The sequence below is a fragment of the Micromonospora sp. WMMD710 genome, assembly GCF_029626045.1.
Taxonomy (GTDB): domain Bacteria; phylum Actinomycetota; class Actinomycetes; order Mycobacteriales; family Micromonosporaceae; genus Micromonospora.
Window position 1 is genome coordinate 3010473 of record NZ_JARUBD010000001.1, and the last position, 23536, is coordinate 3034008.

The window sequence follows — 23536 nt, forward strand, 5'->3', positions numbered from 1 at the left end:
GCCGCATGACGCAGGTCGCCTACCAGCCGTCGATGCTCGACCTGGCCGACGCCGGGCCGACCCTGGGGCCACTGCCCGGCCAGATCCGCCGGCACCAGCTCAGCCGGGGCGCCTGGGTCGACCACCTCCCCGGCTGGGTGCGCGGCTCCGACACGGTCCTCGACACCCTGCTCACCGAGGTGCCCTGGCGCGCCGAACGACGCACCATGTACGACAGCGAGGTCGACGTGCCCCGCCTGCTCTGCTGGTACGGCGCCGACCGCCAGCTCCCCCACCCCGTGCTCACCGAGGCACGCGCGACGCTGACCCGGCACTACGCCCCCGAGCTGGGCGAACCCTTCGTCACCGCCGGCCTGTGCCTCTACCGGTCCGGGCGCGACAGCGTGGCCTGGCACGGCGACACCATCGGCCGGTCGGCGCACACCGACACCATCGTCGCGATCGTCTCCTTCGGCGCACCCCGACCACTGCTGCTGCGCCCACGCGGGGGCGGCGAGAGCCTGCGCTTCCCGGTGGGCCACGGCGACCTGATCGTGATGGGCGGCTCCTGCCAACGCACCTGGGAACATGCCGTCCCCAAGACCACGCGCCCGGTAGGCCCGAGGGTGAGCGTCCAGTTCCGCCCCATCAACGTCGCCTAGCGCCGCGTCCACCTGGTCGAGCGCCTCGGGCGGAATGCCGGTCGCCCCGTGCCCCAGCAGCACCACGGTGCGGCCCCGAGCGGCGGGCAGATCACCGACAAGATCCGCCCAACTTCAGGGAAAGTGCTGCCTGCGGCATCCCGCAAGCAGCAACTTCCCCGAAGTTGCGCGGATCTTGGGGCCGGGCGCGCGCCGGGCACGCCGGGGGGTCAGTCGCGTTCGATGACGTGGCCGACCACCGTCGGGCCGAGCATCACCGCGAAGCCGGAGCCGTCGCGGCGCGGGTCCGCCGCGGGCAGCTCCACCGGGTCGCCGGTGCCGGTCGCGCCGACCGGGCGCGGCCCCACCCAGGCGACCGCCACGTCCGTCTCACCCTTGAGGAACCGGTGCGCGCGCACGCCGCCGGTCGCCCGACCCTTCGAGGGGTACGCCTTGAAGGGCGTCACCTTCACCGTCGCTCCGGTCGAGGTGACCACCATCGGCTCGCCGTGACCCGGGTCGTCGGTGCGCACCGCGCCGAAGAACACGACGTGCGCTCCGACCGGCAGGTTGATGCCGGCCATGCCGCCGCCCTTGAGGCCCTGAGGGCGGACCAGCCCGGCGGGGAACCGCAACAGCGACGCCTCCGAGGACACGAACGTCAACGTCTCGGCACCGTCGGTCAGCCAGGTCGCCCCGACCACCTCGTCACCGTCGCGCAGGCCGATCACCTCAAACTCGTCGGAACGCACCGGCCACTCCGGCGAACAGATCTTGACCACGCCCTGCCGGGTGCCCAACGCCAGCCCCGGCGAGCCCTCCGCCGGCCCGCCGAGCGGGGCCAGACCGACCACGGTCTCCCCCGCCTCCAACGGCACCAGCTCGGCGGCCGACATGCCTCCGCGCAACGACACCGTGCCGGCCTGCTCGGGCAGCACCGGCAGCGGCAGGACGTCGACCTTGAACGCCCGGCCGGCGCTGGTCAGCAGCAGCACCCGACCACGGGCGGTGGAGTGCACGATCGCGCGTACCGTGTCGTGTTTGACCCGGCCGTTGCGCCGGCGCCCCTCGGCGCTCTCCTCCGACTCGGCCGCGGTCCGGGCGACCAGGCCGGTCGCGGAGAGGATCACCTGGCACGGGTCGTCGGCCACCTCCAGCGGGCCGGCCGGCGCGGACGCGGCCAGCACCTCCTTCAGGTCACCGTCGACAAGCGTCGTACGCCGCTCGCTGCCGAACTGCTTGCCCACGGCCGCCAGCTCGTCGGAGACCACCTTCCGGAGCACCCGCTCGTCGTCGAGGATCGTGCTCAGCTCGGCGATCTCGGTGCGCAGCCGTTCCTGCTCGGCCTCCAGCTCGATCCGGTCGAACTTGGTCAGCCGGCGCAGCGGTGTGTCCAGGATGTAGGTGGCCTGGATGTCGGAGAGGCCGAACCGACTCATCAGCCCGTCCTTCGCGGCCTGCGCGTCGTCGCTGCCCCGGATCAGCCGGACCACCTCGTCGATGTCCAGCAACGCGATCAGCAGGCCGTCGACCAGGTGCAGCCGCTCCTGCCGCTTGCGGCGGCGGTACGAGGTACGCCGGGTGACCACCTCGTAGCGGTGGGCCAGGAAGACCTCCAGCAGCGCCTTCAACCCGAGGGTGCGCGGCTGCCCGTCCACCAGGACCAGGTTGTTGACGCCGAACGACTGCTCCAGCGGGGTCAGCCGGTACAGGTCGGCGAGCAGCGCCTGCGGGTTGACGCCCACCTTGCACTCGATGACCAGCCGGGTGCCGCTCTCCCGGTCGGTGAGGTCCTTGACGTCCGCGATGCCGGTCAGCCGCTTGGTCTTGGTGACCTCGTTGGTGATCGCGGCGATGACCTTCTCCGCGCCGACGCCGTAGGGCAGCTCGACCACGGTGATCGCCTGGCGGCCCCGGCTGCCCTCGATCGGGCCGATCTCCACCTTGCCGCGCATCCGCACCACGCCGCGCCCGGTCTCGTACGCCCGGCGCACCTCGTCGAGGCCGAGCAGCACCCCACCGGTGGGCAGGTCGGGGCCGGGGACCAACTCCATGAGTTTGTCCAGAGTGGCGTCCGGGTGGTTGATCAGCCAACGGGCCGCCTGCACGACCTCGCCGAGGTTGTGCGGGATCATGTTGGTGGCCATCCCGACCGCGATCCCGGACGCGCCGTTGACCAGCAGGTTGGGGAACGCGGCCGGCAGCACGGTCGGCTGGGTCAGCGACCCGTCGTAGTTGGGCTCGACGTCGACGGTGTCCTCGCCCAGCTCACCGACGAGCAGCATGGCCTCGCGGGACATCCGTGCTTCGGTGTAACGCGAGGCTGCCGGACCATCATCTGGGGAACCAAAATTTCCATGCCCATCGATGAGTGGCACGTTGAGGGAGAAGTCCTGCGCGAGGCGGACCATCGCATCGTAGATCGCCGTGTCGCCGTGCGGATGGTACTTACCCATGCAGTTGTGAACGACATAGCCCTCGGCGACGAACGCGTGCTCGTCACTGCCGACCTGGATGTCGTAAGTGACGTCGGGCGGAACCGCCTCAACCGAGGTGACCCGCAGGAACGAACTGCCGACCAACGCGTCGAGACGAGCAGCGAGCGGTGAGCCGATGCGGCGGAGTTTGTCGATCCAGCCGTCTCGTACCGCCCGCTCCAACTGGAACGATCGGTCCGCGAGCGGGACGCCATTGCGGTCTTCGCCATACCGCACCTTCGGGCCACCGCTCGCCGAGAGCGAGGCACGAAACGCCTGTCCGGCCTGATCCCGGAACCATCCACCGCCCCGATGCGCTGCGGTGAATTCCGCCATCACCGAGGCGTACGGCAACCGGTCATTGCCTTGCTTGCCGCTGTACTGGTAGTCGATGTTCGCAACCCGTTGCAGGCCATCGTGCTTGTAGCCGATCCGCACCCACGGCAGCAGCATCCGCGCGAGGACCGCAGCGTCTCGCCCGGATATGGAGAGCCCGTGAAGAGGGTTTCCATCAGAACGAAGACCGCTGGTCCAGTAGTGCCCGTGCAAACCCAGGTCGGCAAGCATGGCGTAGATCTGCCGGACCAGGAGTTTGCTGGTGCTGACGAAGACCACCTCTCGGAACCGCTTGCGGACGTAGCCGTCACCGTCGAAGAAGCCGGCGAGGAACGGTGCCCACGCTGACCGGTCGCTCATGATGTTGCGTGGTACGTACTTGTCGCGGCTGAGTGGCTCGGTAGCCTCCAACAGCCCTTCGTGCCGGCTGAACGTCAGGATGTGCTGATCACGATGACGGGGATTGGTGGCCTCACGCTTTCCGCGGGAGACGTTCACCCCACTGGCGATAGCCCAGCCGTGAGCGACATCGAGCGGTTCGATGTCACACATGTGGATGCGAACCCGACCGTCCGCCGCACGGTTCCGGTCGACCGGGAAGCCCTCGGCTACCAGCAGCCCGCGCACGTAGTCGTAGACGTCGCCAGGTGGCGTCGACACCTCGCTACGGTGGCTCCCATAGGCCAGCGCAAGGCGTCCCGCGAGATCCCGAGCCTCGGCCCACTGCACCGAGAGGTCGTTCGCGACCACCCGGAAGCGTTGGCCCGGGGTGACGAGCATCGTGTGCCCATTGCTCCAGGTCACTCGAACAAGGTCAGAGGTCGGGTTTCGATACACAGCGGTGACCGGGACCGAAGCGCCCTCACCGTCCAGCACGAGGTCTCCGACCTCGACCTCCTCGATCGGCCGCAGGCCATCAGGCGTGGAGACCAGCGTGCCGGCAACGAAGCAGTCCCCGACAATTCGGGCGGACTTCACGTGCCCGCGATCCGGGCGGTAGCCCTGCTCGTACATCGACCAGAGGATGCGCCGGTGCACGGGCTTGAGGCCGTCGCGGGCGTCGGGCAGGGCACGGGAGTGGATGACCGAGAAGGCGTACTCCAGGTAGGAGTCGGAGACCTCGGTGACCAGCGGATTGTCGAAAACCCGCGCGCCGGCCTGGTCGAACGAGGAGAGATCGACCTTGTTTTCCTTACGGCGTGCCATGACTCAGCTCTCCACTGGAACTGGAACGGGAACGGAACGGGCGCTCATGCGTCGATCGCCTCCCGATCGACCCGGTCGGCGGAGTCGATCAGCCAGTTGCGGCGCGGCTCGACCTTTTCGCCCATCAACAGTTCGAGGATGCGCTCGGCGGCGTCCACGTCGTCGAGGGTGATCCGGCGGACGGCGCGGGTGGCCGGGTTCATCGTGGTGTCCCACAGCTCGTCGGCGTCCATCTCACCGAGACCCTTGAAGCGTGGGATGGGCGTGACGATCTGCTTGCCGGCCTTCTCCAGCTTGCGAACCGTCGTCTCCATCTCGACCTGGGTGTAGGTGTAGACGGTCTGCGGGTTACGCCCCTTGGTGGTGATCTTGTGCAGGGGCGGCATCGCGGCGTAGAGCCGACCCGCCTCGATCAACGGTCGCATGTAGCGGGCGAAGAGGGTGATCAGCAGGGTACGGATGTGGGCGCCGTCCACGTCGGCGTCGGCCATGATCAGCACTCGGCCGTAGCGCAGCGCGGACAGGTCGAACGTGCGCCCCGAGCCGGCCCCGAGGACTTGGACGATCGCCGCGCACTCGGCATTGTCCAGAACCTGCTGGAGGTTGGCCTTCTGCACGTTAAGGATCTTGCCCCGGATCGGTAGCAGCGCCTGGTATTCCGAGGAGCGGGCCATCCGGCTCGTGCCGAGGGCGCTGTCACCCTCGACGATGAACAGCTCGCTGCGGTCGATGCCGGTGGCCCGGCAGTCGACCAGCTTGGGCGGCATGGACGCGCCCTCCAGGGCGGTCTTGCGCCGGGCCGCGTCCTTCTGCTGCTTCTGGGTGAGCCGCACCCGCGCCGCGTCGACGATCTTCTGCAGGACGGTGCGCGCCTCGGCCTTGGTGCGCCGGTCCTCCAGCCACGCCTTGACGTGCGCGTCGACGAGAGTCTGGAGCACCTTGGTGATGCCGGTGGTGGACAGCTCGTCCTTGGTCTGCGAGGTGAACTGCGGCTCGGGGATCCGCACGTGCACCACGGCCGTCATCCCCTCCAGGACGTCGTCCAGGGTGGGCGGCTCCTCCTTGGCCTTGAGCAGGCCGCGGGTGTTGCGGACCGCGTCGGCGAGGGTGCGGACCAGAGCCCGCTCGAAGCCCTTGCGGTGGGTGCCGCCGTGCGCGTTGCGGATCGTGTTGGTGAAGCACTCGACGGTGCGCTCGTAGCCCGTGCCCCACCGGAACGCCACCTCGACCTCGGCGCGACGTTGCACGTTGGACTGCATTACACCGTTGGCGTCGGCGGCGTTCTCCCGGTACGTCCCCTCACCGTTGACCAGGAGAATGCCGGAGACCGGCCGGTCGCCGGCCGGGGCGAGGAACTCCACCATGTCGCTGAGCCCGTTGGGGTAGTGGAACTTCTCCTCGGCGGGCGCCTCGCCGGTCAGGTCGCGCAGCAGGTACGTCACGCCGGGGACCAGGAACGCGGTGTTGCGCAGCTTCATCCGGACCGCGTCGACGTCGAGCGCCGCGCCGGTCTCGAAATAGCGCGCGTCGTGCCACCAGCGGATCGAGGTGCCGGTGCGCTGGCCGCGCTTCATGGCGCCGATCACCTGGAGCCCGGGACCGGCGGTGAAGGGCGCGTCCGGCCCGTCGCCGTCGAAGATGCCCGGGACGCCGTGCCGGAAGGACATCGCGTGGATCTTGCCGGCCCGGCGGACGGTCACGTCGAAGCGGCGGGACAGGGCGTTGACCGCGGACGCGCCGACGCCGTGCAGGCCGCCGGAGGTCTTGTAGCCGGAGCCGCCGAACTTGCCGCCGGCGTGCAGCCGGGTCAGCACCAGCTCGACGCCGGAGATGCCGGACTTGGCGTGCACGTCGGTGGGGATGCCCCGGCCGTCGTCGTCGACCTGCACCGAACCGTCGGCGTGCAGGATCACCTCGACGTGGCTGGCGTGACCGGCGACACCCTCGTCGGTGGAGTTGTCGAGGATCTCGTTGACGAGGTGACCCACGCCACGGCTGTCGGTGGAACCGATGTACATGCCGGGCCGCTTGCGGACAGCGTCCAGCCCCTCAAGGTGGGTGAGGTCATCGGCCCCGTACAGGGTGTCAGGCTCTGCGGTCAACTGGTCGTACTCCCCGGTCTCGGCGGTGTGCTGCCGGTCACCGGCGACATCAGCCGGCGTGGCGCGCCGCAGCGAGCCTAGCCCGAGGCTAGGACAACTCCCGGAGGACCTACGCGACCCGCCGCGCGGCAGCCCCCGAACGTGAGCCACGAAACAGCCGGCCGGTGATCACGGGACCACGCACAGGCACCGTCGTCGGTACGCTCAGCCATGATCACGGCCGGTCGAGCGTGGGGGTTGGCGCCCGGGTTCACTCCGGTCCGGATCGAGCAGATCAACGACCAGAGCGGGGTACGACCAACCGGCCGGAGGCGATCGACGGTGCATGAGACGACACGCGACGCCCTGCGGCGCTCCCTCGGGACGCCGGCCCGGCGATGGCTGCTCGCGGGCACGCTGCTGGCGGGGCTGCTCTGCGCCGTGGCACTGGTGACCGCCGCGGCTCCCGCCGACCGGACGTTCGCCGCACTCTCCGACACGGTCCAGAGCCTGACATCGGTCCTGACGCCGCTCTTCGGCATCCTGCTCGTGCACGACCTGCGACGGGCGCCCACCGCCGTCGGGGTCGCCCCCATGGTGCTCGCGGTGCTGCTGCCGGCCGTCGTGATCGGCGTCGTGGGGGTGCTGATCTGCGCCGCGACGCTGGCGCTCACCCCGGCCGCCGTCGCCGACGAACCGTGGCGGCACGCCGGGACGGTCGCGGTGGGCAGCGTGCTGGTGCAGATCGTCGCCGGTCTGGTCGGCACCGGGCTGGGTCTGCTGCTGCGGTCGACGGTGGTCGCGTTCCTCGCCACCATCGTCCTGCCGTTGGGCCTGTTCGGGCTGCTGGGCGCGGTGGACGCCCTCCGCCCGGCGCAGCCGTGGCTCACCCCGCTCGGCAGCGTCCGCAACCTGCTCTCCGGCGAGATGAGCGTGCTGCGGTGGGCGCAGTGGCTGTGCGTACTGCTGATCTGGGGTGTCGGTCTGAACGCCGTCGGCGCGGCCGTGCTGGGGCGCCGCGGGCGCTGAGCGGGTCCACACACCGGCGCGGATGGCGAGGCGCCGGGGCAGGCGTGTCTTTCATCGAACGATTCTGTTACGGGCCATTGACGCCCGTTGCACGAGGGTGATCTGATCGCGCTTCCAGAGAATCTTTCATCTTTCGATGGATGGGAGCCCCATGCCCAGGTTCCGCCGTGCCGCGCTCGCCGCGGCACTCACGATCGTCACGGCCGCACTGTCCACGGCCGTCGCGCTGCCGTCCCCCGCGACCGCCGCGCTGCCCACCGCCGCGGTGGCGCTCGGCGACAGCTTCATCAGCGGCGAGGGCGCCGGGGCGTACACCCAGGTGGTCGACGTCAACGGCGTCGCCCAGGGCTTCCCCGGCTGGACGGCGCCGAACACCAACGCGTACTTCTGCCACCGTTCGGCGAACGCGTCGCTGAACCAGGCGAACCTCCCGGGCATCCAGAACCGGTTCAACCTGGCCTGCTCCGGCGGCCAGCCACACGACATCGCCAACGCCTCGCAGGCACGGGCCAAGGGCCGTACCGTGGCCGCCCAGCTCGACCAGCTCCGCGCCGTCGCGCAGACCCAGGACATCGACCTGGTGCTGATCGGCCTGGGCTCCAACAACAGCTCGTTCACCTTCGGCAGCGTCGCGGAGACGTGCGCCAACCGGTTCATCGCCGACGCCTGGACCGGCTGGTGGGAGTTCTGGGCGTACCTGAACGGGCCGGTCGAACAGAAGCCGTGCAGCGACGCCGACCTGGCCACCGCCGCGCAGCTCAGCGCCGCCACCGCGGAGACCACCGCCGCCGTACGCCAGATCCTCACCACCCTCGACCAGGTGGACGCGGACGGGCAGCACCGGGTCGTGTTCCAGGACTACACCAACCCGCTGCCCTTGGACCTGAACCCGGTGTTCCACGAGGAGGACGGCCGCGACGACACCCGGGACAAGTTCCGCGACCTCGGCGCCGAGCGGTACGCGGCCGGCTGCCCGATCCACCGGGCCAGCCTCGCGCCCGGACACCGCTTCTCCCAGGGCCTGGGCGGCATCGTGCAGTCCACCCGGGACACCCTGGCCGCCGAGTTCCCCGCGGACGACCTGGTCTATCTCAACGTGCAGCGGGCCTTCGACGGCGCGCGGCTCTGCGAGACGACGAGCAGCCCGACCGGCGCGCTGGCCACCCCGATCCGCCTGCAGGACGGCGCCAACGGCACCTTCGTGACCAGCCTGTCCGGCAAGGACAAGATCGCCATCCAGCGGATCGCCAACACCTGCGTCAACTACTTCCAGACCTGCCAGGAGTCGTGGCACCCGAACGCCACCGGGCACCAGGTGCTCGGCCAGTGCCTGGCCGGCGCCGCCGTCACCGCCGCCCGCGCGGTCTCGTGTGTCCGCGCCGGCAATGGGACGATCTCCGTCTCCTGACCGGCCGCGCCACCGGAGGCCCCGCCAGCCGGCGGGGCCTCCGTCGTGTCCAGCCGGATGACTACCCGTCGGTAACGTCGGGCCGTACGCTGAGCCGGTGAACGGGGAACCGGAGTACGCGCAGGAGTTCGTCGACGTCGACGGCGCCCGACTCGGTGTGCAGGTGTACCCCGAGCCGGCCGGACCGCCCGGCGCGCCGGTGGTGCTCATCTGGCCGGCGATGGGGGTACGCGCCCGCTACTACCGTCCGTTCGCCGCCGCGCTGCGCGCCGCGGGGCTGGCCGTGATCGTCGCCGACCTGCGCGGCACCGGGACGAGCACCCCCGCGCCGAGTCGCGCCGACCGGCACGGCTACACCGAGCTGGCCGGCGACATCGGTGCCGTCCTGGCCGCCCTCAAGCCACGGTTGGACGGCCGCACCCGACTGCTGCTCGGCCACTCACTGGGCGGGCAGGCCGCCCTGCTGCACCTCGCCGTGCACGGCGGTGACGACGTGGACGGGCTGGTCCTGGTCGCGGTCGGCATCCCCTACTGGCGCGCGTATCCGGGCCTGCGCGGCGTCGGCGTCCTGCCGTACACCCAGGGAATCGCCGCCACCGCGGCGCTGCTCGGCGTCTGGCCGGGCTGGGGCTTCGGCGGCCGGCAGGCGCGCGGGGTCATCCGGGACTGGGCGCACACCGCCCGAACCGGCCGATTCCCCCAGCTCGACGGCACGGACACCGAAGCGGCGGTGCGGGCGGTACGGACGCCGATGCTGGCGGTCAGCGTCGACGACGACCAGTACACACCGCACGAGACCATGGATCACCTCTGCGCGAAGCTCACCGGGGCGGCGGTGGCCCGGGAGCGGTACACGGTGGCGCAGGCCGGTGGGGCACTTGACCACTTCACGTGGGTCCGGGCCAGTGCGCCCCTGGCGGGGCGGATCGCCCGTTTCGCCGCCAGCCTGCCACCCCGCTGATCCGGACCGGCCGGGCCGCACGCCCGGCCGGTCCGCTCACTCGTCCTGCTCCAACGGCACCAGTTCGTCGTCGCGCTCCACCTGAATCTCCGCGTGGTCCTTACGCGGCGCGACCTCCGCGGTGTTCCGGTGCGGATCGTTGCCCGGGTGCATGAGCACCGCGTCGGTCTTGGGGGTCTTCTCGCGTACCTCATCCGGCTGCGACATTCCGTTCCCCTCTCCGTCAGCGTCCGACGGATCTACCCGCCACCGGGCGGACGACTCCTCCCGGCGGCGATCCGGGACCGCGATGCCCGGATGTCCCCGTCGTGCCGGTGCGACGCGGATCGGCAGACGGGCGACGGGGTTAGCCACCCGGGCGGCGGGTAAGCCGCATCGCCCGACACGGCGGAAGGGGATCACATGTCCGAACGACACACCGCACTGCGCTCGATGCACGATCTGGGTCTGGCGGCCTGGTTCGGCGGCTCCCTCATGGGTGCCTTCGGCGTCAACGGCGCAGCGGCGAAAATCAACGACTCGACCCAGCGACTCCCGATCGCGTCGGCCGGATGGTCGAAGTGGACCCCGGTCAACGCGGCCGCGATCGGCGCGCACCTGGCCGGTGCGGTCGGCGAACTGGTGACGGAGAGCCCTCGGATGGCGGCCCAACGTGGGGTCGGTAAGGCCAGTGCCCTCAAGACGGCGTTGACGATCGGCGCGCTCGCCGTCACCGGTTACAGCCGGTTGGTCGGCATGCGCCTGGAGAAGGCGGGCAGCCCGCCGGTGAACGGAGCCACCGAGCCCAATCACCAGACCCCCGCCAGCGTCGCCTCCTCGCAACGACAGATGAAGTTGCTCCAGTGGGCGATTCCGGCGCTGACCGGGTCGCTGGTCGTGGTCACCGCATACATGGGTGAGCAGCAGAAGCCCGGGCAGGTGCTGCGGGGGATCCTCAGCCGCACCGGCGGGATGCGCAGCGCGCCGATGGGCATGGCCAAGATGGGCATGAGCGTCGGCAAGCGGCAGATGGCGATGGCCGGGCGCTGAGCGTCGGGCCGGCCGGAGTCCCGCCGGACCGTCGACGGCGGGGCACCGGCCGGCCCTGCGCGCCACGGCGTACCGCGTACCGAGCGGGCGGGACCGGCCCGGGACGGGCAATCCGTCCGCCGGCAGCGGCGGACCGACGAGCGAGGTGGCCATGACGGCACACGAGGGACGCAGCAGTGGCGGCGGTGACCGGCCGGAACCGGAGGCGGTCAACCCGTGGGGCACCGGCGACGATTTCGACGCCGACGCACCCTGGGGCGCCGGCGACGACTCACCGATGGACGAGGGCAGCGAAGAGACGGCGGTACCCGAGGGACGGCGCGGTGAGCGGCGCGCGGGCGCCCCGGCCAGGGACTACGGTTCAGCCGGTCGGCACGGCTTCGGTTCGGTCGAGCCGACCCGGACCACGATGGCCGGACCGGGCGCGCCACCGGATCCGGCGCCCAGCGGCCGGACCTTTCCCGACGAGGCGGACGTCGACGATCGGACCCAGGACGCGCTGCGCAGCCGGGGCCGACGCTCCTGAACACCGCGCTGCCCGCGTGCCCCGGCTCGACGGATGGCACGTGGGGCAGCACGCCGTCAGCTCCTCGACGTGGCCCGCGCCGGTACGGCCTGGCCGTCGACCGGTCCACGCGGCCCGGCGGGCACCCGCGAATCGGCGAGCATGGTCTCGGCGAGCAGCTGCGCCAGCCGGGTGGCGTCGCGCTGAGCCTGCCCGGCGCAGCAGTTGTTGAACAGCACGTGCAGGTCGTCGACCCGGTCGGCCATCTCGGCCAACCGCCCGGCCCAGTCCCGCAGCTCCGAATCGGCGTACGCGTAGCGGAACTTGTCCTGCTTGTCGCCGTCGCGCCACGCGTCGCTGTGACCGTGGAACCGGACGATCGCCGGCTCCGCGGTCATCGTCAGGATCGGCGGCACCGACGACGGATGCCCCTGCGGCATGTCGACGCAGACCAGTGAGAGGTCGTGCGCGCGCAGCAGGTCCAGGGTCTCGGCTGCGGAGGCACCGTCGAACCAGGACCCGTGCCGCAACTCCACCGCCACCCGCCACGGCCGGCAGCGCTGCGCCAACTCCACGATGCGGCGCTCGGCGGCGGCACCGCGGACCAGCCATGGCGGGAACTGCAACAGCACCGCGCCCAGCTTGCCGGCGGCCGCGATCGGGTCCAGCGCCGCCCGGAAACGGGCCCACAACCCGTCGTACGCCTGCTCTGCCAGATCGCGGCGGCGGATCCGGCTGGGGCCGGCGGCCGGCCGCAGGTCCCGGGGCAGCGCGGCGACCGGCGTCGGGTGACCGGTGAAGAGGCTGAACGCCTTGACGTCGAAGGTGAAATCGTCGGGCGTCGCGTCGACCCAGCCCTGGGTGGTCTCCGGCACCGGGACGGCGTAGTAGGAGGTGTCCACCTCCACCAGTGGGAACCGGCCAGCGTAGAAGGCCAGCCGGCCGGCCGGCGTGTTGGCCGAGCGCGGGTACCAGCCGGAGCGCAGCAACGACTGGTCGGCCCAGGACGACGTGCCCACCTTGATCACACCCATGTCATTCAGTGGACAGTCCCGCGCGCCGATCGGCAACCGCTGGCGGCCCGCGCCGCCGTCGTGTCGGACCGGGAAGTGTCGGTGCCCGGTCCTAGGCTGGCGCCGACCGGTCTTCGACGGAGGGGCGACACCATGACCAGCACCGAGCAGCTCACCGGGGAGCGGGCCGACCTGCTGCAGACGCTGCGCCGGCACCGGGGCTTCCTCCTGCAGACCGTCGACGGGCTCACCGACGAGCAGGCCGCCACCCGCAGCACCGTCAGCGAGCTCTGCCTCGGCGGCCTCATCAAGCACGTCGCCGGCACCGAGCAGCGGTGGATGCTCTTCGCCGTCGGCGGCGCCGAGGCGATGCAACGCGACGAGATCGACTGGGTCGGCCAGTTCCGGATGGCGCCGGGCGAGACCCTGGCCGGCCTGGTCGAGCGTTTCCAGGAGGTGGCGGCGCACACCGACGAGCTGATCGGCACCCTCGATCTGGACGCGGCGCACCCGCTGCCGGTGGCGCCCTGGTTCGAGCCGGGGGCGAGCTGGACGGTCCGCCGGGTGCTGCTGCACCTCATCGCCGAGACGTCCCAGCACGCCGGCCACGCCGACATCCTGCGTGAGGCGGTCGACGGCGCCAAGACCATGGGCTGAGCCGGCCCGCGTTCGCCGGGTGCCCCGGCCCCTCGCCCGCCTCCCGCCCTCGCCAGGGCGGATGTGACATCGCGCAGGTGGGTGGCGCTGAGGGACACGAGATGAACGCAGACCGGATGGATCAGGAGACCGCCGAGCGGCTGCTCGGCGGCGGCATCGTCGACCCGTCGACCGGCCCGCGCCCGGTCGTGCTGCTGCTGAGCGCGGTGCGTGCCGCGCCGCGCCCCGACGAGTTGGCTGGCGAGGGCCTCGCCGTGCAGGGCTTCCGCCGCGCCCAGGTCACGCCGGCAGCGCCTCGGCGGGCCGTGCGCCGGTCCCACACGCTCGCCCGGTTCGGTGGCCGGACCACCGTGGCCGCCCTGGCGCTCACCGCCGTCGGCGGGGTGGCGTTGGCCGCCGCGACCGGCACGGCACCCCGGCCGCCGCATCGGCCCGCGCCCACCGCACCGGCGTCCACCGACGCGTCCGCCGCGAACCCACCGGTCACCGACAACCGGCCCACCCCCGGCACGGCCGCGCCGTCGAGGCCGCTGCCGCCGGCCCCGGAGTCCCAAGCTCTGCCGGGCCTGTGCCGCGCGTACCAGGCCACCAGCAGGGAAAACCCCGGCCGCGCCCTGGACAGCCCGGGCTTGTCCGCCCTGATCACCGCGGCCGGCGGTCGTCAGCACGTGACCGCCTTCTGCACCAAACTCCTGACCGACAATCCCCCACCCCACCCAACCCCCCAACCCACCCGACCCCACCCTCCAAGCCCGCCCCGCCCTCCCGCGCCGGCTTACCCGCCCCACCCTCCCCGGCCGCCCGCACCGCCCCCACCTCCCCGGCCGCCCGCACCGCCCCGCCCTCCCGCGCCGGTGATCATGACGTTAGCGAGGCGACACGCCGACACCAGTAACGCCAACCTCATGATCACCGCCCATTCCCGTCGATCATGGAGTTGTGGTGCCTCACGAAACGGGTTTGCGGGGCTAAAGCGCCCACCACAACTCCATGATCGACGGGGCGGGGCGAGGGCGGGGCAAGGCGACGGCGGGGGGCGACGGCAGGGCGGGGGCGGGGTGGGGTGGGCGGGGTGGGGTGGGCGGGGTGGGTTAGTGGAGGCGGGGGCGGGGGCGGGGGTTGGTGGAGCGGTCGCCGGCGTAGGCGTCGGAACGACCCCAGCGGCCCGGGATGTCGAGCAGCTCCAGACGGCCGAAGCCCCGGGGTAGGGCCGGGTTCACCAGCAGGTTGTCTCCGGTGGGTCGCAACCCGAGCATGGTGCCCAGCAGCATCAGCAGCGCGCCCGAGGACCACGACTGGGGGCGGCCGGCCGACGGCAGTTGGACGGGGTACTTCGTGATGCTGCGGTCGTAACCGGCGATCAGCTCCGGCACCGCCCCGCCGAGGGTCTGGGCCATGTCGAAGATGCCGGCAGCGATCCGCGCCGCGTGGGTGTCGAATCGGTAGTGCCGCAGCCCCGCCGCGATAAGCGCGTTGTCCGACGGCCACACCGCCCCCAGGTGTGAGCCCACCGGGTTGTACGGACGCTGTCCGGTCGCGTAGGTGCGCACACCCCAGCCGCTGAACAGCCGCGGCCCGAGCAGGTGCTCGGCGATCGCCTCCGCGCGGTCGTCCGGCACGATCCCGCTCCACAGCAGGTGCCCGATGTTGGAGGACAGGGCGTCGACGGGTTCGCCGTACGGGTCGAGGGCCAACGCGTAGTACTCGTGCTGCGGCAGCCAGAAGTCCCGGTTGAACCGCTCCTTGAGCGCCGCCGCCTCCCGTTCCAGCCGGTCGGCGTACCCGGGATCGTCCCAGAACTGGCGGGCCAGGCGGGCGCCGCGTCGTTTCGCGTCGTACGCGTAGCCCTGCAATTCGCAGGTGGCCCGCGGGAATGCCGGTTGCTGCCCGTTCGCGGCGGCGATCGCGTCGCTGGAGTCCTTCCAGGACTGGTTGATCGTGCCGTGCCGCTCGTTGCGCCGCTGGTAGCGCAGGTACCCGTCACCGGTCAGGTCGCCGTACTCGTCGATCCAGTCCAGCGCCATCCGGGCCGGGTGGCGTAACTCGCGGACCAGGTCGGCGTCGCCGGACCAGCGTTCGTACTCGTCGAGCAGGACGACGAAGAGCGGGGTGGTGTCGGCCGCGCCGAAGTAGATGGCGCTCGGCCGTTCGGCGAAGGCCGCCGACTCGCCGTAGCGGAGCTGGGCCAGGATCTTGCCCGGCTCCTCCTCGCGGTCGTCGTCGAGCTGGCCGCCCTGCAACAGCGCCAGCATCCGCAGCGTGGCGGGGGTCAGCTCGGGGGTGAACGCCACCGACTGCAGGCAGGTGATGATGCTGTCGCGCCCGCAGAACGCCATGGCCCACGGCAGGCCACCGACCGGCACCCGCTCGCTGTAGGACAGAGGCCGGTACCGCAGCGCGGCCAGGGTGGCGAGGCTGCCCTGGTACGTCTCCTCCAGACCGGCCCGTTCGGACACCAACTGCGGTGCCCGGTCCAGCCAGGCCGCGAGGTCCTCACGCATCCCACCGCGGACGGCCTTCTGGTGCGATTCCAGGCTGGCGCGCATGTCCTGCCCGCCCTCGCCCCGGATGATCATCGCCAGGTGCAGGTCGGTCTCCCACTGCCCTTCGGGTGGGATGCGGATCCGGAACGTCATCCCCTTCTCGTCCACCTCGACCGGAGCGGTGCTGCTCACGGTGGTCTCGCGGACGAACCGCTGCCGCTCGTAGCGCAGGACGAGTTGGTGGCGTGCGGAGTCGGCCTCGATCTGCACGTCCCGACGTCGGGGGTCCCCGACCTCGACGATGTCGGCGAAGTCGCTGCCCATCTCCACTCGTACGCTGAACTCGGCGTGCTCCGACGAGTGGTTGAGCACGGTGATCTTCTCGTGGAAGCAGTCGTGGACCGAGCGGTGCCGGATGATCGACACGTCCGCGTCGACGTAGTGGCTCGCGGCGCCCGGCACCAGGAAGAACCGGGTCTCGAAGTACGTCATGTCGTCGCGGGAGAGCGCGTTGAGCCGTTCACCGTCGATGCTCAGCACCCAGTGCGACAGGAAGCGCGTGTCGAACGAGAAGAGACCGACGGGAGCGTGCGGGTCGACCTCGATGTCACCCTGGGCGTCGCTGATGGCGAACGCGTTGCCGGCGATGACGTGCACGAGTTCCTGCCTCATGGCCGCCGCCCCTCCCGTGCGGCCAGGGCGGCCCGCCCCAACTCGCGCGGATGACGGGCGCCGCGCGGCCCCGGGAAGATCCGCCTCAGCAGCATCAGCAGCCGGATGTCGCCCTGCACGGTCAGGTCGTTGCGCAGCATCGCGGTACCGGGAGGCAGCTCACCGTTGGCCAACTGGTCGAAGACCGCCCGGTCGGCGCGGACCACCAGGTCGGCGTCGTCGGCCGATCGGGTCACCCGGACGTGCTGGTCGGCGATCGTCAGGTACCAGTGATCGGTGCATCCGTTCCCGCGGATGTCCAGCCGCATCGTCCCGGTGGTCGTCTCCGGCAGGTCGGGACGCCGACCGGTGTCCAGCTCCTGCAGGTACCGCGCCGTCGACGTGCCCATCGCGTCGCCCCTCCCCCCGGTTCTCCGCAGGATCCCCCGGGCCGGGGTGAGCCCGGTTCACCCGGATGAGGTGACCCGGCGGAGGCGGGCCGCGCGGTCGTGCCCGTTTGCCGGCCGGCGAGATGGGCAGCCACGGGCAGGGGCAGCCACGGGCAGGTGGAGACGGACGGAGGAACCGGATGCGGGCGCTGCGGTTGCGGGAGTGGATGTCGAAGCCGGAACTGGTCGAGGTCGACGAACCGACGGCCGGGCCGGGACAGGTCGTGGTCCGCATCGGCGGCGCCGGCGCCTGCCACTCCGACCTGCACCTGATGGACGAGTTCGAGCCGGGAACCCTGCCCTGGAACCCGCCCTTCACGCTGGGGCACGAGAACGCGGGGTGGGTGCACGCGCTCGGTGACGGGGTGACCGGGCTGTCCGTCGGGCAGCCCGTCGCCGTCTTCGGCGCGTGGGGCTGCGGCACCTGCGCCCGCTGCCGGGTCGGCGTCGACCCCTACTGCGAGAACCCGGCCGGCGCCCCGGTGCCGAGCGGGGGTGGCGGGCTCGGCTTGGACGGCGGCATGGCCGAGTACGAGCTCGTCCCGGACGCCCGGCACGTCGTGCCGCTGCCCGACGGGTTGGACCCGGTGCACGCCGCGCCGCTCACCGACGCCGGGCTCACCCCGTACCACGCCATCCGGCGCTCCTGGCCCAAGCTGCCGCCGGGCAGCACCGCCGTGGTGATCGGTGTCGGCGGCCTCGGGCACGTCGGGATCCAGATCCTCAAGGCCACCACGGCGGCCCGGGTGATCGCGGTGGACACCCGGCCCGAGGCGCTGCGGCTGGCCGAGGAGTGCGGCGCCGACCGCGGCGTGACCGCCGGCCCGCACGCCGCCGAGGAGATCCGGCAGGCCACCGGGGGCCGGGGCGCGGACGTGGTGCTCGACTTCGTGGGCGCCGACGCCACCCTCGCGCTCGGTGTGGCGGTGGCCCGCACCGTGGGAGACCTGACCATCGTGGGGATCGGTGGCGGCACCCTGCCGGTGTCGTTCTTCGGCGTGCCGTACGAGGTGAGCATCGCGACGACCTACTGGGGGAGCCGCCCCGAGCTGGTGGAGGTGTTGGACCTCGGCGTCCGGGGCCTGATCCGGCCGGCCATCACCACATTCGCCCTTGAGGACGCGCTCGACGCGTACCGCCAGATGCGCGACGGCACGCTGGAGGGCCGCGCGGTGATCGTGCCCTGAGCCCGGCGGACGCCGCCGTCAGTCGGTCTCGACGAGACCGCGGAGGTAGGCGGCCTGGCCGACGTGCTGCAGGTCGTCCTCGGCGACGCTGACCAGCCGCACGCCGAGGGTGACCGGCGGATCCCACGACTCGTCCACGACGCGGTCCAGGTCCGCCGGGCCCAATCCGGTCACCAACGATCGGGTACGCGCCGACACCGCGCCGTAGTAGTCGATCAGCGCCTGGGCACTCTCCGGGCGTACGGCCGCGACCTGCGCGGGCGAGTGCCCGAAGCCGGTGTCGTCGGGGTCCGGGGTGAGGCCGAAGCGGCCCGCCCAGTCGCCGCTCACCCAGATCTGCTCGGCGTCGAGCAGGTCGGCGACGTGGTGATCCTGCACGCGGGTGAGGTGCCAGACCAGCCAGCCGATCGAGTTGGCACCCGGTCCGGGCCGGTGGAGCAGCTGGTCGGGGCTGAGGCCGTCGACCGCGGCGCGGACGAGGTCGGGCAGCCGGTCGTACATCTCGGTCAGCAGGTCACTCACATCCACGAGCCACGCCTCCAGATCGGTGTTCGATCAACGTACCGCCGACACGGGCGGTCATACCCCTGCCGCTACGGTGATCACGTGGTCGCGGCACTGGAGTTGTATCTGGACCTGGACGCCACCCGTCGGATCCGGGTGCTGTGGGACGCGCTGGAGGCCGAGGGCGTGCAGAGCATGCGCTCGCTGCTGGAGCAGCGCCACCGCCCGCACGTCTCGCTCGCGGTGGCGCCCCGCTTCGACCCGGGGCAGGTCGCCGCGGCGCTGCGGGGGACGGTCGTGGCGGCCCCGCTGCGGCTCGACTTCCAGCACGCCGGGCAGTTCGTCGGCCGGGTGTTGTGGCTCGGCCCGGCGCCCACCCCGGAACTGCTGGCGCATCAGCGGCTGGTGTACGACCGCCTCACCGCCGCCGGCATCCCCCTCGCGGAGCACTACCAGCCGGGCCGCTGGGTGCCGCACTGCACGCTCTCGATGCGGGTGCCGAACGCGCTGATGGCCGCCGCGGTGCGCCGCTGCCTGGAGGTGCTGCCGGTGGCCGCGACGGTGGTCGGTGCAGCGCTCACCGACCATGCGCGCGGCATCGCCCACCCGCTGCCCTGACGGTCTAGGAGACCTTCGGCGTCCTCAGTGCACGAGCACGTCGGCGCGGGCGCCCCGGGCGGCCAGGCGTGCGGAGCGCGTCATCCCACGCGTCGCCGTCGCGCCACCGTCGCCCCCAGCACTCCCGTGAACGTGAGCACTCCACCGGCCACCAGCAGCAGGCGCGGGCCCAGCGGGGCGAGCACCCCGGCCAGGCCGGTGCCGAGCGAGGCGGCGGCCACCTTGAGCGCCGCCGTCGACACGAACACCTGTGCCCGCACGGCGTCCGGCGCGTACGCCGACCGGGCGGCCAGGGTGGCCGTGAAGAACGGCGCGGTCGCCGCTCCGGCCAGCGCGAAGGCGGCGACCGCCACCGGGAAGCCCGGCACGGCGGCACAGAGCGCGACCGCCACCGCGCCGATCGCCGCCCATCGGACGGTGAGCTGCTCCGGCTCGCCGGTCAGCGGGAACACCGTGACCAGGAGCGCGGCGGCCAGGTTTCCGGCACCGTAGGCGGCGGCCAGCAGCGCACCGGAGACCGCCTCCCGGCCGAGGTCCGCCGCCAGCGCGACGGCGAGCACCGACATCGCCCCGCCGGTGACCGCGGCGACCGTGGTGACCCCCGTGACGCGGCGCAGCGGCCCCCGACCCAGCAGCGCCCGGAGTGCCCCGCGCGCGGCGTGCGCGCGGCCCGGCGGCCCCTGCCGTCTCGGCCCCGCCGTCGGGAGCGTGCCCACCAGAGCTGCCGCGACCAGGGTCGCCGCACCCAACCCGACCAGGCACATCCGAGGCCCGGCAACGGCGGCGAGCACCGCCACGGCGGCCGGGCCGGCGCTGCCACCCACCCCGTACGTCACCGCGTCCCAGCCCTGACCCCGGCGTTGCGCCCGCTCGTCCGCGTCGAGCAGCGCCGCCAGCCGGCTGCTCAGTCCCCCCGTCAGCAGCGGCCCGCAGGCTCCGGCCACGATCAGCAGCGCGGCCGGCACACCAACCGGCACCCGTCCGAGCAGCAACGCGGCCGCCGCGACCGCGACGGCGTACGTGGCGAAGGCGGCAGCCAGCAGGCCCCGGCCGTCCGCGGCCCGGTCCAGCCGCCGGGCGAGCACCGGCCCGAGCAGGTGTGGTGCGGTCAGGCAGGTGGCCAGCAACCCGCCGAGCAGCGCCGGACGGCTGGACCCGACCTCCGGGAGGGTGGCCAGCAGGATCACCCCCACCGCGGCACCTGCGTCGGCACCCCGTGCGAGCGTCGCCGCGACGAGGTAGTGGGGTAACGCTCGGCGTCCGCGAACGGCCGGCGCGACCGTGTCGAGAGAGCTGCTCACCCCTGCGCTGCTACCCGGCCCGGCCCGCGAACCAACATCGGGGCGTGATGTCCGGTTTGGCGGGCGACAGTCGGGAAACCGAAAACAAGCGGTGCGGATGCGGCCGCGCGTGGGATGGTTCGACATGGATGCCGTACCGGTGGTGGCCTGCTCGCGCGTGGGGTGACCCGGCCGGTGGCGCGGGCGCACACCGCGCCGCCCGCGGCGGCTTCGACGACGAGAGGCAGTGCCCATGCAGGCTCAGCGCAGGCCACCGCGCACGGAGCGGAGCCAGACCCGGGACGACCGGACCGGGGGCGGCATGACCGGGGCGGCCACGCCACTGACGATCTGGGCCGCTGCCGTGCTGCTCGGCCGGATCGGGGCGGGCGACGACGACAGTGAGGACGAGCGGCACATCCTGCGCGGCATCGAGTGAGCACCGCCTCCCGGGGTCAGAGCCAGCCGCGCCGCTTGAAGACCAGGTAGAGGGTGCCGCAGACCAGCACCATGAGCAGCAGCGCGAACAGGTACCCGAAGCGCCAGTTCAGCTCCGGCATGTGGACGAAGTTCATCCCGTACACGGTGCCGATGAGGGTGGGGGCGAACAGGATCGCGGCCCAGGAGGAGACCTTCTTCAGCTCCTCGTTCTGCGCGTAGCTGGCCGCGGTGAGGCTGCGCATCTCCTCGTTCTGCTGCTGTGAGACGAGGGTGGCGTTGACGGTAAGGATGTTCTGCAACAGGTGCCGGAAACCGTCCACCCGTTCCACCACCTGGGTGAGGTGATCGGTCACGTCCCGCAGGTAGCGGCGCAGTTCCTCGTCGGAACTGCCGGCGCCGTCGGCCAGTGCGCCGAGCACGGTGAGCAGCGGGCGGGCGGCACGCTGGAACTGGATGACCTCCCGGCTGAGCCCGTAGATGCGCCGGCTGGCGTTCGGGTCACCGCCGAACACCTGGGTCTCGATCTCGTCGATGTCGTTCTCCAGACCGGCCACCACCGGCGCGTACCCGTCGACCACCTGGTCGAGGATCGCGTACAGGACGGCCTCCGGTCCGCGGGCGAGCATCGGCGCGTCGGTTTCCATCCGCCGCCGCACGGCGGCCAGGTCCGGGGCCTCGCCGTGCCGGACGGTGACCACCAATCCCGGCCCGATGAACAGGTGCAGCTCGGAGAATTCGACCTCCTCCCGCAGGTCGTCGTAGCGGGCGGCGCGCAGCACCACGAACAGGGTGTCGCCGTACCGTTCCAGCTTGGGCCGCTGATGGGCGTTGATCGCGTCCTCGACCGCCAGGTCGTGCAGCCGGAACTCCCGGGCCAGTGAGGTGATCTGGTCGATGTCCGGCCGGTACAGCCCGATCCACGCCATCGCACCGTCGTGCTCCTGCTCCTGCAGGCAGCGGTACGTCTCGGCGAGGCCGGACGGCGACGCGAACCGGTGCCCTCGGATGTAGACGGCGCTGTCCGCCATGCCACCGGAGGGTGGGGCGGCCGGCTCGGCCGGTGGCGGTACGCCGACGCGGGTCTCGTGGACGTCGAGCTGGCGGCCGAAACCACCACCGGGGCGGAAGCGACGGTTGCCGGCCATGACCCGCCCCTCCCCGGTGACGTCCCGCCCGGCGGCCTGCCGACCCGACCGGACAGGTCGGTGCGGGGCACCGGAGGCGCTGCATCCCCCCTGCCCCCGAGGCGAAACCCGACCTGGCGGTCCGCCCGTCGCGGACGGTGAGCGTGGTCATAACGACTGGACGATGCACCGGTCTCGGCTGCTAGCCTCGGCGCAGGTCATGAGCGCCAGCGCGAAGCCCCGGCTCGCTGGCCGGCAACCCTCCTCCGCGGTGGGGTGCCCCGGGTGAAGACCAGGCACCGGCAGGACGTCGGTGCAAGCGTGGCCTGGCACCCAGGTCAGCACAGACCCGGGAGACCGTATGCGCATCCTCAGCTCCACCCCAGCGGACGACCGCGTCGACCGGCGCTCGCCGGCACTGACCCGGCGTCGGCACGTGGACATGATGCGAATGTGCAGCGCGGCGTGTCGTCGCCGCACCGCGCACTAGCGCGTCCCTCTTCCCGCACCCATTTTCCAGCGGTACGCCCACCGGGCGCACCGTCAACGGCGCGTGTCCGTGCCCGCCGTTGCGTACCCCTTCGGAGACACCTGTGCGATTCCTTCCTGCCCTGACCCGTGCCGCCGCCCTGGGCGCGGCCACCATCCTGGCCGCCACGGCGCTGACCGCCTGCGGCGACGACGCCTCGACCGACGAGGCCGCCAACCCGTACGGCCTGGCCCAGCCGGGCGTGCTGCGGGCCGGCACGCTGACCGACGCCCCGCCGAACGTGTACCTCAAGGACGGTAAGTTCACCGGCTTCGACAACGACCTGCTGACCGCGGTGGCCAACAAGCTCGGTCTCAAGGTCGAGTTCGTCGGCACCGACTTCTCCGCGCTGCTGTCCCAGGTCAACAACCACAAGTTCGACGTGGGCAGCTCCTCGATCACCATCACCGAGGCACGCAAGAAGACCGTCGACTTCGGCAACGGCTACGACTTCGGCTACTTCGGCCTGGACGTCCCCGCCGGTTCGCCGATCACCGGCTTCGACCAGCTCGCCGGCAAGCGGGTCGTGGTGGTCCAGGGCACCGTCCAGGACGACTACGCCACCGGCAAGCAGCTCAACCCGGTGCGGGTGCCGGACTACAACGGCGCGATCAACCAGCTCAAGGCGGGCACCGCCGACGCGTGGATCGCCCCCGCGGAGATCGGCGAGAAGTCGGCCGCCGACAGCAGCGGCAAGATCACTGTTGCGGCCAAGCAGCTCAGCCCGGCACCGACCGCGTACGCCGTGGCCAAGGGCAGCGACAAGCTGCGCGAGGCGCTCAACAAGGGCCTCGACGAGGTGATCGCGGACGGCACCTGGAGCCGGTTGCAGGCGCAGTACTACCCGGGTCGGCCGATCCCGGCGGACTTCAAGCCGGGCAGCGGCACCGTTGCGGCGCCCACGACGTCGGCGTCCGCGTCGGCCGCGTCCTGAACCGGTGACGAGCG

General features: G+C 72.0%; 20 protein-coding genes, 3 pseudogenes and 1 riboswitch. Of the genes and pseudogenes, 11 read left to right on the top strand and 12 right to left on the bottom strand.

Annotation, left to right across the window (positions count from 1 at the left end; all coding sequences use genetic code 11):
* Positions 1-5 precede the first annotated feature (5 nt).
* On the top strand, positions 6-641 hold the full coding sequence (locus O7620_RS13790) for an alpha-ketoglutarate-dependent dioxygenase AlkB (protein WP_151489968.1): 636 nt from the start codon (positions 6-8) through the stop codon (positions 639-641).
* A 209-nt stretch (positions 642-850) separates the two neighbouring features.
* Here O7620_RS13790 and O7620_RS32065 read toward each other — a convergent pair.
* From O7620_RS32065 to O7620_RS13800, 4 genes and pseudogenes are all read right to left on the bottom strand, one after another.
* Positions 851-3091 (bottom strand): annotated as a pseudogene (locus O7620_RS32065) (DNA topoisomerase IV subunit A); the annotation flags it as partial.
* Between the two features lie 486 nt (positions 3092-3577).
* Positions 3578-4213: pseudogene (locus O7620_RS32070) on the bottom strand (LAGLIDADG family homing endonuclease); the annotation flags it as partial.
* A gap of 171 nt (positions 4214-4384) precedes the next feature.
* A pseudogene (locus tag O7620_RS32075) lies at positions 4385-4639 on the bottom strand (DNA gyrase subunit A); the annotation flags it as partial.
* 44 nt (positions 4640-4683) lie between these two features.
* Entirely contained in the window at positions 4684-6813 is a 2130-nt protein-coding gene (locus O7620_RS13800; RefSeq protein WP_347403797.1) for a DNA topoisomerase IV subunit B, read from the bottom strand.
* Positions 6814-7062: 249 nt separating this feature from the next.
* Between O7620_RS13800 and O7620_RS13805 the strand changes: the two genes are divergently transcribed.
* The 3 genes from O7620_RS13805 to O7620_RS13815 all read left to right on the top strand — a co-directional run bounded on the left by O7620_RS13805 (position 7063) and on the right by O7620_RS13815 (position 10118).
* Positions 7063-7749 (top strand): hypothetical protein, encoded by a 687-nt coding sequence (locus tag O7620_RS13805; protein ID WP_278123326.1) that lies wholly within the window; start codon positions 7063-7065, stop codon positions 7747-7749.
* Between the two features lie 151 nt (positions 7750-7900).
* The gene (locus tag O7620_RS13810) at positions 7901-9157 is read left to right on the top strand and encodes a hypothetical protein (RefSeq protein ID WP_278123327.1); all 1257 of its coding nucleotides are present in this window, start codon (positions 7901-7903) and stop codon (positions 9155-9157) included.
* Between the two features lie 97 nt (positions 9158-9254).
* The gene (locus O7620_RS13815; protein ID WP_278123328.1) at positions 9255-10118 is read left to right on the top strand and encodes an alpha/beta fold hydrolase; all 864 of its coding nucleotides are present in this window, start codon (positions 9255-9257) and stop codon (positions 10116-10118) included.
* Between the two features lie 36 nt (positions 10119-10154).
* On the opposite strand, the gene O7620_RS13820 is transcribed toward O7620_RS13815, so the two are convergent.
* Positions 10155-10325: a hypothetical protein gene (locus O7620_RS13820; RefSeq protein ID WP_278123329.1), complete on the bottom strand. Its 171-nt coding sequence runs from the start codon at positions 10323-10325 to the stop codon at positions 10155-10157.
* Positions 10326-10520: 195 nt separating this feature from the next.
* Here O7620_RS13820 and O7620_RS13825 point away from each other — a divergent pair, with 195 nt between their 5' ends.
* Together O7620_RS13825 and O7620_RS13830 are read left to right on the top strand one after the other, a co-directional pair.
* Positions 10521-11147: a hypothetical protein gene (locus tag O7620_RS13825; RefSeq protein WP_278123330.1), complete on the top strand. Its 627-nt coding sequence runs from the start codon at positions 10521-10523 to the stop codon at positions 11145-11147.
* A gap of 151 nt (positions 11148-11298) precedes the next feature.
* Positions 11299-11673, top strand: a complete 375-nt coding sequence (locus tag O7620_RS13830) for a hypothetical protein (RefSeq protein WP_278123331.1) — start codon at positions 11299-11301, stop codon at positions 11671-11673.
* A 56-nt stretch (positions 11674-11729) separates the two neighbouring features.
* On the opposite strand, the gene O7620_RS13835 is transcribed toward O7620_RS13830, so the two are convergent.
* Complete coding sequence (locus O7620_RS13835) at positions 11730-12686, bottom strand: DUF72 domain-containing protein (RefSeq protein ID WP_278123332.1); 957 nt, start codon at positions 12684-12686, stop codon at positions 11730-11732.
* A 132-nt stretch (positions 12687-12818) separates the two neighbouring features.
* Here O7620_RS13835 and O7620_RS13840 point away from each other — a divergent pair, with 132 nt between their 5' ends.
* Complete coding sequence (locus O7620_RS13840; RefSeq protein WP_151489960.1) at positions 12819-13322, top strand: DinB family protein; 504 nt, start codon at positions 12819-12821, stop codon at positions 13320-13322.
* Positions 13323-13443: 121 nt separating this feature from the next.
* On the opposite strand, the gene O7620_RS13845 is transcribed toward O7620_RS13840, so the two are convergent.
* The 3 genes from O7620_RS13845 to O7620_RS13855 all read right to left on the bottom strand — a co-directional run bounded on the left by O7620_RS13845 (position 13444) and on the right by O7620_RS13855 (position 16866).
* Positions 13444-13968, bottom strand: a complete 525-nt coding sequence (locus O7620_RS13845) for a hypothetical protein (protein ID WP_278123333.1) — start codon at positions 13966-13968, stop codon at positions 13444-13446.
* A gap of 445 nt (positions 13969-14413) precedes the next feature.
* Entirely contained in the window at positions 14414-16477 is a 2064-nt protein-coding gene (locus tag O7620_RS13850; RefSeq protein ID WP_278123334.1) for a glycogen debranching N-terminal domain-containing protein, read from the bottom strand.
* Complete coding sequence (locus O7620_RS13855; RefSeq protein ID WP_278123335.1) at positions 16474-16866, bottom strand: SCP2 sterol-binding domain-containing protein; 393 nt, start codon at positions 16864-16866, stop codon at positions 16474-16476. The genes O7620_RS13850 and O7620_RS13855 overlap by 4 nt, the downstream gene beginning before the upstream one ends.
* Before the next feature lie 179 nt (positions 16867-17045).
* On the opposite strand from O7620_RS13855, the gene O7620_RS13860 reads away from it, so the two are divergent.
* On the top strand, positions 17046-18092 hold the full coding sequence (locus O7620_RS13860; RefSeq protein WP_278123336.1) for an NAD(P)-dependent alcohol dehydrogenase: 1047 nt from the start codon (positions 17046-17048) through the stop codon (positions 18090-18092).
* A gap of 18 nt (positions 18093-18110) precedes the next feature.
* On the opposite strand, the gene O7620_RS13865 is transcribed toward O7620_RS13860, so the two are convergent.
* Positions 18111-18620 (bottom strand): DUF664 domain-containing protein, encoded by a 510-nt coding sequence (locus O7620_RS13865; RefSeq protein ID WP_278123337.1) that lies wholly within the window; start codon positions 18618-18620, stop codon positions 18111-18113.
* Positions 18621-18698: 78 nt separating this feature from the next.
* Here O7620_RS13865 and O7620_RS13870 point away from each other — a divergent pair, with 78 nt between their 5' ends.
* Positions 18699-19214: a 2'-5' RNA ligase family protein gene (locus O7620_RS13870; RefSeq protein WP_278123338.1), complete on the top strand. Its 516-nt coding sequence runs from the start codon at positions 18699-18701 to the stop codon at positions 19212-19214.
* Between the two features lie 80 nt (positions 19215-19294).
* Here O7620_RS13870 and O7620_RS13875 read toward each other — a convergent pair whose 3' ends face one another.
* Positions 19295-20515 (bottom strand): MFS transporter, encoded by a 1221-nt coding sequence (locus O7620_RS13875; RefSeq protein WP_278123339.1) that lies wholly within the window; start codon positions 20513-20515, stop codon positions 19295-19297.
* A 226-nt stretch (positions 20516-20741) separates the two neighbouring features.
* Between O7620_RS13875 and O7620_RS13880 the strand changes: the two genes are divergently transcribed.
* Positions 20742-20933, top strand: a complete 192-nt coding sequence (locus O7620_RS13880) for a hypothetical protein (protein ID WP_146218288.1) — start codon at positions 20742-20744, stop codon at positions 20931-20933.
* A 16-nt stretch (positions 20934-20949) separates the two neighbouring features.
* Here O7620_RS13880 and corA read toward each other — a convergent pair whose 3' ends face one another.
* Positions 20950-22080: a magnesium/cobalt transporter CorA gene (gene corA, locus O7620_RS13885; RefSeq protein ID WP_278123340.1), complete on the bottom strand. Its 1131-nt coding sequence runs from the start codon at positions 22078-22080 to the stop codon at positions 20950-20952.
* A gap of 195 nt (positions 22081-22275) precedes the next feature.
* A riboswitch (SAM riboswitch) is annotated at positions 22276-22387 on the top strand.
* 265 nt (positions 22388-22652) lie between these two features.
* Between corA and O7620_RS13890 the strand changes: the two genes are divergently transcribed.
* Positions 22653-23522 (top strand): ABC transporter substrate-binding protein, encoded by an 870-nt coding sequence (locus O7620_RS13890; RefSeq protein WP_151488778.1) that lies wholly within the window; start codon positions 22653-22655, stop codon positions 23520-23522.
* Positions 23523-23536: the final 14 nt, after the last annotated feature.

Excerpts from the sequence above, each read along its gene's own strand:
- O7620_RS13790 (WP_151489968.1), top strand. The coding sequence starts at position 6 with ATGACGCAGGTCGCCTACCAGCCGTCGATGCTCGACCTGGCCGACGCC.
- O7620_RS13810 (WP_278123327.1), top strand. The coding sequence starts at position 7,901 with ATGCCCAGGTTCCGCCGTGCCGCGCTCGCCGCGGCACTCACGATCGTC.
- O7620_RS13820 (WP_278123329.1), bottom strand. The coding sequence starts at position 10,325 with ATGTCGCAGCCGGATGAGGTACGCGAGAAGACCCCCAAGACCGACGCG.
- O7620_RS13825 (WP_278123330.1), top strand. The coding sequence starts at position 10,521 with ATGTCCGAACGACACACCGCACTGCGCTCGATGCACGATCTGGGTCTG.
- O7620_RS13830 (WP_278123331.1), top strand. The coding sequence starts at position 11,299 with ATGACGGCACACGAGGGACGCAGCAGTGGCGGCGGTGACCGGCCGGAA.
- O7620_RS13835 (WP_278123332.1), bottom strand. The coding sequence starts at position 12,686 with ATGGGTGTGATCAAGGTGGGCACGTCGTCCTGGGCCGACCAGTCGTTG.
- O7620_RS13840 (WP_151489960.1), top strand. The coding sequence starts at position 12,819 with ATGACCAGCACCGAGCAGCTCACCGGGGAGCGGGCCGACCTGCTGCAG.
- O7620_RS13850 (WP_278123334.1), bottom strand. The coding sequence starts at position 16,477 with ATGAGGCAGGAACTCGTGCACGTCATCGCCGGCAACGCGTTCGCCATC.
- O7620_RS13855 (WP_278123335.1), bottom strand. The coding sequence starts at position 16,866 with ATGGGCACGTCGACGGCGCGGTACCTGCAGGAGCTGGACACCGGTCGG.
- O7620_RS13860 (WP_278123336.1), top strand. The coding sequence starts at position 17,046 with ATGCGGGCGCTGCGGTTGCGGGAGTGGATGTCGAAGCCGGAACTGGTC.
- corA (WP_278123340.1), bottom strand. The coding sequence starts at position 22,080 with ATGGCCGGCAACCGTCGCTTCCGCCCCGGTGGTGGTTTCGGCCGCCAG.